The 13,191-nt window shown below is 73.9% G+C and carries 11 protein-coding genes; 7 read left to right on the forward strand and 4 right to left on the reverse strand.

The features are described 5' to 3' along the window. Positions 1 to 12: 12 nt before the first annotated feature. Positions 13 to 1,320: a DUF6777 domain-containing protein gene (locus OHA84_RS06235; protein ID WP_371591580.1), complete on the reverse strand. Its 1,308-nt coding sequence runs from the start codon at positions 1,318 to 1,320 to the stop codon at positions 13 to 15. 182 nt (positions 1,321 to 1,502) lie between these two features. Here OHA84_RS06235 and OHA84_RS06240 point away from each other — a divergent pair, with 182 nt between their 5' ends. Together OHA84_RS06240 and OHA84_RS06245 are read left to right on the forward strand one after the other, a co-directional pair. After that, positions 1,503 to 2,789, forward strand: coding sequence for a streptophobe family protein (locus OHA84_RS06240; RefSeq protein ID WP_266972763.1), 1,287 nt, complete (start codon positions 1,503 to 1,505; stop codon positions 2,787 to 2,789). A gap of 83 nt (positions 2,790 to 2,872) precedes the next feature. Then, on the forward strand, positions 2,873 to 3,241 hold the full coding sequence (locus tag OHA84_RS06245) for a hypothetical protein (RefSeq protein WP_266951917.1): 369 nt from the start codon (positions 2,873 to 2,875) through the stop codon (positions 3,239 to 3,241). 37 nt (positions 3,242 to 3,278) lie between these two features. On the opposite strand, the gene OHA84_RS06250 is transcribed toward OHA84_RS06245, so the two are convergent. Genes OHA84_RS06250 through OHA84_RS06260 form a run of 3 tightly spaced genes read right to left on the reverse strand, consistent with a single transcriptional unit; the run spans position 3,279 to position 7,668 of the window. After that, positions 3,279 to 4,292 carry a serine/threonine-protein kinase gene (locus OHA84_RS06250; protein ID WP_266972761.1) on the reverse strand — a complete coding sequence of 338 codons (1,014 nt, stop codon included), beginning with the start codon at positions 4,290 to 4,292 and terminating at the stop codon, positions 3,279 to 3,281. Beyond that, complete coding sequence (locus OHA84_RS06255) at positions 4,289 to 5,095, reverse strand: hypothetical protein (protein ID WP_266972759.1); 807 nt, start codon at positions 5,093 to 5,095, stop codon at positions 4,289 to 4,291. The genes OHA84_RS06250 and OHA84_RS06255 overlap by 4 nt, the downstream gene beginning before the upstream one ends. A 5-nt stretch (positions 5,096 to 5,100) precedes the next feature. Beyond that, on the reverse strand, positions 5,101 to 7,668 hold the full coding sequence (locus OHA84_RS06260) for an FHA domain-containing protein (RefSeq protein ID WP_266972757.1): 2,568 nt from the start codon (positions 7,666 to 7,668) through the stop codon (positions 5,101 to 5,103). Between the two features lie 151 nt (positions 7,669 to 7,819). Here OHA84_RS06260 and OHA84_RS06265 point away from each other — a divergent pair, with 151 nt between their 5' ends. From OHA84_RS06265 to OHA84_RS06285, 5 genes are all read left to right on the forward strand, one after another. Next, complete coding sequence (locus OHA84_RS06265) at positions 7,820 to 8,845, forward strand: cation diffusion facilitator family transporter (RefSeq protein ID WP_266972755.1); 1,026 nt, start codon at positions 7,820 to 7,822, stop codon at positions 8,843 to 8,845. A 93-nt stretch (positions 8,846 to 8,938) separates the two neighbouring features. Further along, a complete protein-coding gene (locus tag OHA84_RS06270) occupies positions 8,939 to 9,418 on the forward strand; it encodes an NUDIX domain-containing protein (RefSeq protein ID WP_053681874.1) in 480 nt (159 codons plus the stop codon). A 48-nt stretch (positions 9,419 to 9,466) separates the two neighbouring features. Next, positions 9,467 to 10,720 carry a Tm-1-like ATP-binding domain-containing protein gene (locus OHA84_RS06275; protein ID WP_266972753.1) on the forward strand — a complete coding sequence of 418 codons (1,254 nt, stop codon included), beginning with the start codon at positions 9,467 to 9,469 and terminating at the stop codon, positions 10,718 to 10,720. A gap of 117 nt (positions 10,721 to 10,837) precedes the next feature. Then, positions 10,838 to 12,466, forward strand: coding sequence for a serine/threonine-protein kinase (locus OHA84_RS06280; RefSeq protein ID WP_266972751.1), 1,629 nt, complete (start codon positions 10,838 to 10,840; stop codon positions 12,464 to 12,466). Further along, a complete protein-coding gene (locus OHA84_RS06285) occupies positions 12,463 to 13,176 on the forward strand; it encodes a hypothetical protein (RefSeq protein WP_053681877.1) in 714 nt (237 codons plus the stop codon). The genes OHA84_RS06280 and OHA84_RS06285 overlap by 4 nt, the downstream gene beginning before the upstream one ends. Positions 13,177 to 13,191 lie beyond the last annotated feature (15 nt).

Consider the following 13,191-nt stretch of genomic DNA (forward strand, 5'->3'; position numbering starts at 1 on the left):
CGGGGCGCGCGGTCACCCGGTGCGGGGGCTCGCCTCCGAGGGGGGTGCCACCGAGGACGGGGTGAGCGGCGGGGTGTCCGACGGGGCGACGCGGGCGGGCGGCGAATCCGCCGGGGCGTCGCTCGGGGTGCTGTCGCTCGCGGTGCTGTCGCTCGGGGTGGTGTCGGCGGGCGAATCCGAGGCGGGCTCGTCCGGTGACTGCTCCGGGGATCGGCCCGGGGACTGCGCGGAGGACTCCGGGGGGCTGTCGGACGGGGTCGCGCCGGGGGTGTCGCCCGGTGATCGCGTCGGGGTGTCGGTGTCCGTCGGCGAGCCGCTCCCGGGGGACGTGGTGGTGTCCGGGGACGTGGTGCCCGTCGGGGTGGGGGTCACCGGCGGGGGCACCGGCTTGTCGCGCTTGCCGTCGTGGTCGGCGCGGTCCCGTCCGACCCAGGTCCCGTCGTGGTGGTCGTAGATCACGAAGGTGTTCACGACCTTCACCGAGGGGGCGATGACCACCACCCGCTGCGGCTGGTACGAGGGCCACGACTGCCCCGTGCGCTTCGCGTCGGCCCCGAGCGCCACCGGCTCCCCCAACGGATTGCCGCACGCGCAGCGCACCCGGGGCACCCCGCGGTCGTCAACGAGCACCGCCGTACCGGCCTCCAGCACCGCCTGGTAGGGGGTGGCCTTGCCATCGCGGTAACCGTGGTTGGTGACCCGGGTGTCCGCGCGCAACCGCAGGGGGGTCAGGGAGCGCAGGTAGGCGGGTACGGCCTCGGGACGGATGCCGAGGGCGGAGGCGAAGGCGGTGTTCTTGGCCGGTTGCCCGGTCAGCGCCGCGATCTGCTTCCCGACATCGCAACTGGCGGTGTTCCGGGTGCCCCCGTACAGCCCGGGCGCGGCCCCGCTGACGCTGCGCGTGACCGTCGCCCCGGTCGCCGGCGCGCTGTCGCTCGCGGAGGGCGGCGGGCTCTGCGCCGGCGGTGTGGCCTCCTCGGCCGCCGTGGATTCGGTGAACGGGGCGGGTCCGGTCGCGGAGGCCGGTTGGAGGAAGACCTCCCCGCCGCCCGCCCGGGTGGAGGAGGGCGTGCCGCTCGGCCGGGTGAGTACCACCACCAGCGCCACGACGGCCGCCAGGGCGACGACCGCCGCGGCCAACCGGGGTCCGGAACGCCACCACGGGCCTTTGCCGGACGGCCCGGTGGGCGCGGGACCGTCGGGGCCGGCGGGCCCCCCGGGCGGTTGCTCGGGCGGGCCTCCCCGCCGCCCGCCCGACAGTGGGCCGGAAGGGGGACCGGACGGGCGCTCGGACGGCGACTGTGACGACCGCGGGGGCAGCGGCGGTTCCTGGCCGGAGGGTTGCGTGGTCACGGGCTCTTCTTCCCTGACGGAGGAGTTCCGGTCCGGGGCGGACGTTCCGTGGTGGTGTACGGAAATCTCCGGATTTCTTGCGCTCCTGCGGACCATTGTGTGGGGCCTCCCGGTGGTGGCCGCAAGCCGAGGGTGCCTACCGTTGTCGGGTGAGCCGAACGTCAGCAACGACCTCCGGTGGCTCCGCACGGGCCTGGCGTGACGCCCTCGCCGCCGTCGTGGCGGGCTTCGTGGTGATGATCGTGATCGCCGCGGCGGGACTGGCCTGTGCGGGTGCGGGCGACCTCCCGGAGGGCGCGTTCCCCCGGGTGGTCGCGGCCGTGGTCGTGATGGCGGCCGGCGGCTCGATCGGGGTGTCGGGCGGCGCCGGGTTCCTGGCCGAGGCCGACGTGAACCTGTCCGTGCTCCCGCTCTCGGTGACCCTGGCCGGCGCCCTGACGGTCGGCCTCTGCTTCCTGCGCCCCCTGCACAACCGGGCGGTGGCCCACCCGCGCGAACTGCTCGGACGGGTCGTGCCGTTGGTGGTGCTGTGGCTGCTCGCGCTCCTCGGCGTCGCCCTGGTCGCCAGGCAGGACTTCGGGATCTCCACGGGCGACTCCCCCGTCGGGGAGATCGGCGAACTCCTCGACGCGGCCCCGACGGTGGGCTTCCGGGCCGAGGTGCCGGCCACGCTGTTCTTCGGACTCCTCTGGATCCTGGGCTTGTTGGCGATCACCCTGCTGGTTTCCCGGCGTGCGCCGTTGCCCGCCGCCCTGGTGCGCTTCCACACGGCGGTGCGCCCGGCCGCCTTCGCCACGGTCGTGCTGCTGCTGGCGTACGTGGCGATCGGCGTGGTCGCCGGTCTGGTGGTGGCCGCCACCCGGGGGGACGTCGCACAGACGTTCGCGGTGATCCTGTTGGGCCTGCCGAACCTGGCCTGGCTCGCGCTGACCCTGGGCTTCGGCGGGTCCTGGGAGGGCCGCGTGGACGGGCCGTTCGGGCTGCCGATGCCGCGGTTGTTGGACCAGGCGCTGCGCGGCCCCGACCTGTCCACGGTGGACGTCGCCTCGCTCGCGGAACACGATTCCCGGGCGTGGTGGCTGGTTCCGGTGGCCGCCGTCCTGCTGCTGGGCACCGGTGTGCTGGCGGCCGTACGCTCCCCCGCGCACGTCCGGGCGCGACAGCACGCCCTGCACCTGGCGGTGGCCCTGGCGCTGGCGACGTTGGCGGTGTGCCTGACGGCCTCCGTCCGGGCCGAGTTCGGTCTGTCGCTGCTCGGGATCGGCGACGCGGGCGGTCTCGGGGGCAAGGTCGAGCTCAGCGCGCACCTGTGGCGCAACGTCGGTCTGGGACTGTTGTGGGGCGCCGTGGCGGGCTTCCTCGGCGCCCTGGTGGCCCGCCCCCTGCGCCGCCGCGGCCGAGTGGGCGACCCTGATCCCCGCGGGGAGCGACCCTGAACCCGGCAACCGATGGGCCGTACGGGTGAAGAGCGGGATATCGGTTCATCGGGGCATCGTTTCTGCATGCCAACCTCACCTCCGTGAACACGTTTAAAGGCCTGTTCCGGCCGCTCCACGCCGGCGGCCTGCTAGCCGTCTCCGCCGTCGCCCTGACCCTGTCCACCGCCCTCCCCACGGAGGCGACGACCGGCGCCCGCTACCTGGCCGGTCCGGTCGGCGTGCAGGACGCCACGCCCCGCAAGGTCTCCGCGAGCGCGGTCTACTGTCCCGACGGCATGCTCGTACAGTCCGGCGGCTACTCCCTGGAGAACGGTCGGACCGGCCCCGTCCTCGCCAGCCACCCGGTCGCCGGTCCGCACGGGCGCAAGGGCTGGTACGCCTCGGCCTCGCACGCGGACGTCCGGGCGTACGTGCTCTGCCTGCCCGTCCCCGGCGCGGACGGACCCTGACCCGGTCCGGCGGACGGGCTCCCTCACCGCGACGGCGTCAGGCCCGCTCCCGCGGTCGGAAGACGGGCAGCGCCCAGCGCGGCGGCGGGGGCGCCGGTTCCGACTCCCCCGGCGCCGGGGCGTCGACGGGCGGCGCCGAAGCCGTTCGGGTGGGCGGGCGCCGACCGGCCGCCTGTCCTTCCTCCCCGGCCCGGCGCAGCGCCGCGGTGAACTCCAGGCAGGTGCTCCAGCGTTCCTCCGGCGACTTGGCCAGGGCCTTCGCCAGCACGTCGTCCACCGCGGCCGGCAGGTCCGGCCGCTCCGCGCTCACCGGTGGCGGCGGGTCGTACTGGTGGGCCCACAGCAGGGCCATGTCGTCGTCCCGCCGGAACGGTGGTCCACCGGCCAGCATCTCGTGGACGACGCACCCCAGGCCGTAGACGTCGCACCGCCCGTCCACCGGCTTGCCGGAGATCTGTTCCGGCGCCACGTAGTCCAGCGTTCCGACGAACTGTCCGACGCTCGTGAACCCGGTCAGCGACAGGGACTTCTTCGTCAGCCCGAAGTCCGTCAGGTACACGTGCTCGGGGTGCTCGCTGTCGGTGCCCTCCGCGACCAGGATGTTGCCGGGTTTGACGTCCCGGTGGACCAGGTCGTGGTCGTGGGCCGCGTCCAGGGCCGAGGCCACCTGGCCGGCGATCCGCGCGGCCGTCGCCACCGGCAGCGGGCCGGTGCGGTCCAGCATCGCCCGCAGGTCCTGTCCGGCGACGTGGCGCATGGCGATGTACAGCAGACCGTCGGCCTCGCCCGCCTCGAAGACGGGAACGATGTGGGGATGGTCGAGGGACGCCGCCACCCTCGACTCGTGCGCGAACCGCTGTCGGAACGTGTCGTTGCGGGCCAACTCGGGTGCCAGCAGCTTCAGTGCCACGACGCGGTCGAGGCGCAGGTCCCGCGCCCGGTAGACGACGGCCATGCCTCCGCGTCCGATCTCGTCCTCCAACCGGTACCCGGCGATCCGTGTCCCCGGCGCGGCCGGTCGACCTCCCGGGGTGTCCGCGGCGGACGTCACCGGCCACCGTCCCCGGGTGTGTCGACGATCCGCGTCGGCTCGTGTCCGTCCGCCGGGCCGGTGGGCGCCTCGCCCGGACCGTCGCCCGCCGAGGCCGCCCGTTCGCCGGACGTGGGCTCGGGCGCGGTCGCTTGTTCGCCCGGCACGGGTCCGGGCGTGGGCGCTTGTTCGCCGGGCGTGGGTCCGAGTGCGGGCGCGTCGGCCGCCTGTTCGTCCGGAGTCCGCCCGGGCGCGTCGGCCGCCGCCTGTCCGTCGGACTCCGGGGTCTCGGCCGGCGGCTGCGGGCCGGGGGCCGCGCCCGGTTCCGAGACGACGGCGTACGTCGCCCGCCGGGTCCCGTCGCCGTACATCCACCGCCCGGCCGTCTCGTCGTAGAGCCAGATCTCCGCCCCGTCGAGCACCACCCCGGCGCGCAGGCCCCGGGTCGCCCGCCGGAAGCCGTCGGCGTCCGTCCGGCCGGAGGCGAGTTCGTCGGCGGCCCGGCGGTAGCGCTCCAGGGCCTCGACGCCGCGGGCGAGGAGCGGTCGGGGGTCCTCGGCGCGGGAGAGGGGGCGTCCCGCCGTGGGCGGCGGCTGCGGGACGACGACCAGCAGCCGCCCGTCCACCCAGGCGGACCAGCCGTTGGCGCAGAGGATCTCCGCCCATTCGCCGCGCCGGGACAGCAGTTGCACCGGCAGGAAGGCGTCCAGGGCGGCGGTGGGCCGGGAGACGTCCGGTGCCTCCCAGGCGGGCAGGCCGTCCCGGGGCACGACGTGGGTGGGCCGGAAGTCGGCGACGCCTTCGGGGCCTTCGGGGCTCGTCACGCGGCCTACTTCCGCATGATGGCGGGTTCGTGGCGCCGCAGCAGCCGGGAGACCAGTACGCCGAACAGTACGGACAGCACGACCAGCATCCCGAGGTTCAGCAGCCACACGCCGACGGTGTGCGCGAACAGCGGGTCGTCGGTGAGGGGGCCGGGCACGATCGCGCCCAGGTCGATGGTGCCCGCCATCGCGCCGAGCGCCCAGCGGGAGGGCACCAGCCAGGACAGCTGTTGGATCACCGGCACCCCGTCCAGTTGCAGGAGCGCCCCGCAGAAGACCACCTGGACGATGGCGAGGAGGACCAGCAGCGGCATGGTGACCTCCTCCTTCCTGACCAGGGCGGAGACCAGCAGGCCGAGCATCATCGCGGTGAACGACAGCAGGGCGACGGCGAGCGTGATCTCGATCAGCGGCGGCATGAGGACGCCCTTGCCGCCGGGGGCGCCGAGGTTCACGCCCAACAGGGCGACGAGCGTCAGCACGACGGCCTGGGCCACCGTGATCGCGCCCAGGACCACCACCTTGGACATCAGGTAGGCGGAGCGGGACAGTCCCACCGCGCGTTCGCGCTGGTAGATGGTCCGTTCCTTGACCAGTTCGCGCACCGCGTTGGCGGCGCCGGTGAGCACGCCTCCCACGCACAGGATGAGCAGGGCGTTGATCGCCGTCTCCTGGGTGAGGCGGCTGCCGGCCAGGGCGCGGGCCATGGCGCCCATCACGAACGGCAGCGCGATCATGATGGCGAGGAAGGTCCGGTCCGCGCTCAGCGCCGCCGCGTACCGCCGGACCAGCGTGGAGAGCTGGGAGCCCCAGCTCTGCGCCTTGGGCGGAGGGGCGACGAAACCGGCCGGTCCGGGTCTGCCGTCCGCGACCGGGGGCCGGGTGGCGGCCCCGCGCACGTACCTGCGGTACAGGGGGGATGCCGCGTACTCGGCCGCCCAGTCGCGGTCCCGTTCGTTCTCGAAGGCCTCGAAGGCTTCGGGCCACTGCTCGTAGCCGAAGAAGGCAAGGGTCTCGTCGGGCGGTCCGAAGTAGGCGACGCGTCCGCCGGGGGCGAGGACGAGCAGCCGGTCGCAGACGTCGAGGCTGAGCACGCTGTGGGTGACGACGATGACGGTGCGGCCGTCGTCGGCGAGGCCGCGCAGCATGTGCATGACGGAGCGGTCCATCCCGGGGTCGAGACCGGAGGTGGGTTCGTCGAGGAAGAGCAGGGAGGGTTTGGTCAGCAGTTCCAGGGCGACGGACACCCGCTTGCGCTGGCCGCCGGAGAGGCTGTGGATGGACTGGTCGGCGCGCTGTCCGAGGCCGAGCTCACCGATCACCTCGTCCACCCGCGCTTGGCGTTCCGCCTTCTCGGTGTCCTGGGGGAAGCGCAGTTCGGCGGCGTAGGTCAGGGCGCGGCGCACCGTGAGCTGGGCGTGCAGGATGTCGTCCTGCGGCACGAGGCCGATGCGGCTGCGGAGTTCGGCGTAGTCGCGGTACAGGTCGCGCCCGTCGTACAGGACGGTGCCCTGGTCGGCGGGGCGCAGGCCGGTGAGGGCGCCGAGCAGGGTGGATTTGCCGGCGCCGCTGGGGCCGACGACGGCGAGCAGGCATTTGGCGCCGACGGGGAAGGAGACGTGGTCGAGGAGGACCTTGCGGCCGTGGTCGACCGCGACGGCGAGGTCCTGGACGTCGAGGGAGACCTCTCCGGTGTCCACGTACTCCTGGAGTTGGTCGCCGACCAGGCAGAAGGCGGTGTGCCCGATGCCGACGATGTCGCCCTCGGCGATCGGCGCGCGCTCGACGCGGGCGCCGTTCAGGTAGGTGCCGTTGTGGCTGGCGAGGTCGACGATCTCGTACGTGCCGTCCGCGAGCGCCCGCAGCTCGGCGTGGCGTCGGGAGACGACGAGGTCGTCGACGACGAGGTCGTTGTCCGAGGCCCGCCCGATGCGTACGGCGGTCCGCGCGGGCAGCGGGCGGACCGACGTCGGCCGGGCGAAGGTGCCGGTCAGCCCGGGGTGTGACACGGAGGACGGCCGCGAGGTCCCGCCGGCGGACCCGGTGGGCGCCAGGTACGCCGAAGGCCACGCGGGGGTGGCGGACGGCGCGGGGGTCACGGGGAGCGCGGGGGCGGGCGCGGCCGGCGCGGGGGCGGCTGAGGCGGACGGGGCCCGTGCGGGCGGAGCTGAGGCGGGGGTCGCCGCCGGCTCGGCGGGTTCTGCGGACGGCTTGGCCGATCTGCCCGACGGCTCGGCGGGTTTGGCAGGCGGCTTGGGGCCGAGCAGGAGGGCGCGCGGGCCGTCGTCGACGCTCCCGAAACGCAGTTCGCTGCCGGCGCCGATGTTCCAGGCGTGGATGCGGTGGCCGTCGGCCCAGGTGCCGTTGGTGCTGTTCTCGTCCTCGACGGTCCAGTGGTCGCCTTCGGCGCGCAGCACGGCGTGGTGCCAGGAGACGCGGGCGTCGTCGAGGCAGATCTCGCAGAGGGGGTCCCGACCGACGTGGTAGGTCCGGACCGGGCTCATCGCGGTGGAGCCCCCGGCCGTTTCCAGAACGAGTTCGGGTGCGGTCGGCACACCGGGGCGCTGGACCATGGTCAGATTTTCCCACGATCCGACCGGCTCGGCATAACCGCAGGTCAGGGCGCCCTTAAGGGTAATGACAACGGTCCCCGTTGCAGCCTTTGCCCATCTCCGAAAGGTGCGCTTCACTTCACGCGTCGGAACCGAACAAACGGGGGACGCCATGACCGGGCACGACCACGCGAAGGATCACACCCACGCCCAAGGCGGCCACGCCCACGGCGGACACAGCCACGGGGTCGACCCGAACGCCGATCGCCGCTGGCTGGCCATCGCCCTCGCGCTGATCGCGGGCTTCATGGCCGTCGAGGTGGTCATCGGCGTCATGGCGCACTCCCTGGCGCTGATCTCCGACGCCGCGCACATGCTGACGGACGCCGTCTCGATCGTCCTCGCGCTGATCGCGATGCGGCTCGCCGCCCGGCCGGCGCGCGGTGGGTTCACGTACGGCCTCAAGCGCGCCGAGATACTCTCCGCCCAGGCCAACGGCCTCACCCTGCTCCTGCTGGCGGTCTGGTTGGCGTACGAGGCGGTGCGCAGGCTGCTCGACCCACCGCCGGTGGAGGGCGGACTCGTCCTGGTGACGGCGCTCGCGGGCATCGTCGTGAACGTGGCGGCGGCCTGGTGCATCTCGAAGGCGAACCGCTCCTCCCTGGCGGTCGAGGGCGCCTACCAGCACGTGCTGAACGACCTGTTCGCCTTCATAGGCACCGCCGTGGCCGGCCTGATCGTGCTCACCACCGGTTTCGTCCAGGCCGACGCCATCGCCTCGCTCGTGGTGGTGGCGCTGATGGTCAAGGCGGGCTACGGACTGGTCCGCGAGTCGGGTCGGATCCTCCTGGAGGCCGCTCCGGCCGGCACGGACCCGGACGCGGTCGGCGACCGGCTCGTCGGGCAGCCGCCGGTGACCGAGGTCCACGACCTGCACATCTGGACCATCACCTCGGGTCAGGCGGCGCTCTCCGCGCACGTCCTGGTGGAACCGGCGGGCGACTGCCACGCCGTGCGCCGTGACCTGGAAGCACTGCTGGAGAAGGAGTACGGGATCACGCACACCACCCTCCAGGTGGACCACGCGCAGGACGCGCTGCTCTCGGTCGGGCGGCGACCGGGTGAGTCCCCGGCGGGCGACTGGCACTGCGCGGACGCGCACGGCCCGGTCCACCGCGAGGGTCCGCACGACCACTGAGGGTCCGTGGTCAGGGCCACTGAGCGTCCGGTGGTCGGGACCACTGACGGTCCGGTGGTGCCGACACCCCGTACGCGGGGCATGGATAGCGGCATGGCACAGAAACGAAGCGCCGGCCTGCTCCTCTTCCGTCGGGCCGGCGAAGAGGAGACCGACATCGAGGTCCTGCTCGGGCACATGGGCGGGCCACTGTGGGACCGGCGCGGCGACGCCGGGACCTGGGCGATCCCCAAGGGCGAGTACGGCCCGGAGGAGACCCCCCGCGACGCGGCCCGCCGGGAGTTCACCGAGGAGATCGGCCTGCCGCCCCCGGAGGGCCCGTACCTGCCCCTGGGGGAGATCCGGATGCCGAGCGGGAAGCTGGTGACGATCTGGGCGGTGCGGGCGGACCTGGATCCGGCCCTCATGGTGCCCGGGACGTTCACGATGGAGTGGCCGCCGCACTCGGGACGGATCGGCGAGTTCCCGGAACTGGACAGGGTGGCCTGGTTCCCTCCGGCAGTGGCCGAATCCAAGTTGATTCCCGGCCAAGTGCCTTTTCTGGAGCGGCTGTTGGTGCTTCTGAAGGGTTGACCCGACCTTGACTTGCCAATAAAGCCCACCTGCGTGGACATTGCACATATGACGAGCGTCGTGCTGGTGGGGACCCTGGACACCAAGGGTGTGGAGTACGGCTGGTTGCGCGAGAGACTGCTGCGCGCCGGCGTCGAGGTGGTACTGGTCGACACGGGGATCATGGACGAGCCCCGGGTGCCGGCGGACGTGCCGCGCGAGGTGGTCGCGCGGGCCGCGGGAACGGAACTCGCGGACCTGCGGGCCGCCGCCGACCGGGGGTCGGCCGTCACCGCGATGGCCGCCGGGGCGGAAGCGACCCTCCTGCGCCTGCACGCCGAGGGCCGGCTGCAGGGGGTGCTCGCGATCGGCGGCAGCGGCGGGACGTCCATCGCGACCCGGGCCATGCGGGCGCTCCCGCTGGGCGTGCCGAAGGTGATGGTCTCCTCGATGGCGTCCGGGGACGTCGCCCCGTACGTCGGATCCTCGGACATCACCATGATGTACAGCGTCGTGGACATAGCGGGGATCAACCGCATCTCCGCTCCCGTGCTCGCCAACGCGGTGGAGGCGGTCGCCGCGATGGCCGGGGGCTTCGCCCGCGATTCGCGGGAGCGCGGCCCGACCCGGCTCGGGGCGGGTGGGCGGCCGCTGATCGCGGCGAGCATGGCCGGCGTGACCACGATCGGCGTGGACGCGGCCCGGGAACGACTGACCGAGCTGGGCTACGAGGTGCTCGTCTTCCACGTCAGCGGCACGGGCGGCCGGACCCTGGAGAAGCTGGCGGGTCAGGGGATCTTCGCGGGGGTGCTGGACCTCACGCTGAGCGAGCTGGCCGACGATCTGTGCGGGGGCATCCTCACGGCGGGCCCCGATCGGCTCAGCGCGGCCGGTCGTGCCGGGATTCCGCAGGTGGTGAGCCTGGGCGCGCTGGACATGGTGAAGTTCGGCCCCTTGGAGAGCCTGCCCGAACGTGCCCGGTACCGGCGGGTGCGCCTGCACAATCCCTCGATCACGGTGATCCGTACGACCGCGTCCGAGTGCGCCGAACTGGGCCGGCGGGTCGCGGTCAAGTTGCGGTCGGCCACCGGTCCCGCGGCCGTGTGCGTCCCATTGCGCGGACTGTCCACGCTCGGCGCGCCGGGCGGCCCCTACCATGACCCCTGTGCGGACGGGGCGCTGTTCTCGGCTCTGCGCGAGGGATTGCGGGGCAGTGCCGCCCGGCTGTACGACTACGACACCCACATCAACGACCCGGCGTTCGGCCGGGGCGCGGCCGACCGACTGCACGCCATGATCGGCGCGGAGCGGGCGGCGGCCTGACACCCGTTCGAGACACCCCGCGAGGTTGGGAACCAGCCGTGGCGGAAACCGTGTCCCTGGTGGTGGCCGGTCGGGGGACGACCGGAACCGGGCGCGACGCCATGGGCGGGGGGAACGATGAACGACGTGTGGACCGTACCGGGGTACACCCAGGTCCGGGAGCTCGGTGCGGGCGGCAGCGGCCGTGTGGTTCTCGCCGTGCACGGCGCGACGGGCACGGCGGTCGCGGTGAAGTACCTCGGTGACCGGCTGCGCGAGGACCCCGCCTTCGTCCGTGAGTTCCGCGCGGAGGCCCGGCTGCTGGGCGGGCTGCGCTCGCCGTACGTGGTCGGTCTGTACGAGTACGTGGAGGCGCCCGGCGGCGCCGCGATCGTCATGGAACTGGTCGACGGGATCTCCCTGCGCGCCCTGCTGAAGCGGTCCGGCCGGGCGGACGCCGAGGCCGCGCTGGTGGTGCTGAAGGGGTCCCTGCTGGGCCTGGCCGCGGCGCACCGGGCGGGAGTGGTCCACCGGGACTACAAGCCGGAGAACGTGCTGGTCTCGCCGGACGGTTCGTCGAAATTGGTGGACTTCGGGATCGCGGCGGGGCGCGGCACCACGCCCGGCGTGGCGGGCACGCCCGCGTACATGGCCCCCGAGCAGTGGCAGGGACGGCCGGCCTCCCCCGCGGCCGACGTGTACGCGGCGACGGCGACGTTCTTCGAGTGCCTCACGGGGCGCAAGCCCTTCGACGGGACCAACTTCGCGGAGTTGGCGGTCCAGCACATCGAGGCGCCCGTACCGGAGACGGAGGCCCCGGAACCGGTGCGTCCGCTGATTCGGCGCGGTCTGGCCAAGGAGCCCGAGCGGCGGCCGGAGAACGCCGAGGCGTTCGTCGCGGAGTTGGAGGGCGTGGCGCTGGCCGCGTACGGGCCCGACTGGGAGGAGCGCGGGCAGCGCAAGCTGGCGGCGCTGGCGGCGCTGCTGCCCTTGCTGTTCCCCTCGGCGGGCGCGCCGGCCGCCGGTACCACCGCGCTGGCGACGACCGCCCTGAAGCCGCCCCCGAGGAGCCTGCTGCCGGGTCGGCGGGGAGCGCTCGCGGCGGGTGCGGTGCTGGTGGTGGGGGCGCTGTTGATGTTCACGTACGACGCGGTCGGCGGCGAGCCGGACGGCGCGGCGGCGCTGAGCGCGTTCGCGACGACCAGCCCGGGTGCGCCGACGGCTTCGCCGGCTCCCGGTCCGAGCCCGTCGGGTTCCCCTTCGGCGTCGGTGTCGGTGTCGCCGTCCGCGAGTCCCTCGGCGTCCGTGTCCCCGTCCGTCTCGGCCTCGACGTCCGCGAGCCCCGGCGCGAGCGACACCCCGACGCCGACCCCCACACCGACCGTCACCGAGCCGACCCCGACGCCCACTCCCACGCCGACCCCCACACCGACGCCGACTCCGACTCCGGTGGTCGTCTCGGGGGTGTCCGTCACCCTGTCCGCCGCCCCGAGCGCCGGTCGGGCGACCGTGTCCCTGAAGGTGCGGGGCGGACCGGCGACGGTGACCATCGAGTGGTTCCGCGGCGACAGCCCGGGCGACCTGCGCTCGCCGGACGGCGCGGACTCCGTCGCCGTCGAGGCCGGGACGGGTCCGGTGACGCGGTCCCACGCCCTCGCGCGGGTCGGCGGCTGCTACTTGAGCGCGCGTGTCACCACCAAACCGACGTCCGGCAAGGTGGCCGTCGACTCGATCTTCATCCCCAGGTGTCAGGACGTGCCGCGATGAGCGATGCCCGCGCTCCCGAGGGAGACGACTACAGCGCCACCGTCCTCGGCAGCCACTGGTTCAGCGGCCCGCCCGCGGACCCCGCCGACGAACCGGCGACACGGCGGCTCGACGGCACACCCGACTCCGGCCCCGACACGCGGCGGCTCGACGAACCGGACACGAAACGGTTCGACACCCCGCAGACCACCCCCGGAGCGGTGCCCGACCGGATCGAGGGATCGGTCCTGCGGTTCGGGCCCGGGGTGACGGCTGCCGTGCCCGCGCCGTTCCCGGTGGTCGTCGGGACCGCGGTGGGCACCCCGCGCCGCCGCGGTGGGCAGTGGCGTCGGTACACCCTGGCCGCCGTGGTGCTGGTCGCGGTGCTCGCGTACCTGGGCTGGCAGCGCTTCGGGCCGGCCGTCGAGGTCCGGGACGTGGCGGTCAGCACCGATCCGAAGGGGCCTGGCTGCGATTCCGCCGCCGACGTGGTGGCGCTCGTACGGACCGACGGGCGCCCGGGGACGCTCGCGTACCGCTGGCTCCGCAGCGACGGCACGCGCTCGGAGCGGCTCACCGAGCGGGTGCCGAGCGGGCAGCGGGAGGTCTCGCTGCATCTGCTGTGGACGTTCCAGGGCGCGGGGACCTACCCGGCGCGGGCCGAGATCGAGCTGCTGTCGCCCTCGCGGCACACGGCCTCGGTGGAGTTCACGTACCGCTGCCGCCCCTGAGGCGCGCGACCGGGG

This window comes from Streptomyces sp. NBC_00513 (assembly GCF_041431415.1).
Classification (GTDB): domain Bacteria; phylum Actinomycetota; class Actinomycetes; order Streptomycetales; family Streptomycetaceae; genus Streptomyces.

Coding starts and splice junctions, on each gene's coding strand:
- OHA84_RS06270 (WP_053681874.1), top strand. CDS start 8,939: ATGGCACAGAAACGAAGCGCCGGCCTGCTCCTCTTCCGTCGGGCCGGC.
- OHA84_RS06280 (WP_266972751.1), top strand. CDS start 10,838: ATGAACGACGTGTGGACCGTACCGGGGTACACCCAGGTCCGGGAGCTC.
- OHA84_RS06260 (WP_266972757.1), bottom strand. CDS start 7,668: ATGGTCCAGCGCCCCGGTGTGCCGACCGCACCCGAACTCGTTCTGGAA.
- OHA84_RS06285 (WP_053681877.1), top strand. CDS start 12,463: ATGAGCGATGCCCGCGCTCCCGAGGGAGACGACTACAGCGCCACCGTC.
- OHA84_RS06265 (WP_266972755.1), top strand. CDS start 7,820: ATGACCGGGCACGACCACGCGAAGGATCACACCCACGCCCAAGGCGGC.
- OHA84_RS06275 (WP_266972753.1), top strand. CDS start 9,467: ATGACGAGCGTCGTGCTGGTGGGGACCCTGGACACCAAGGGTGTGGAG.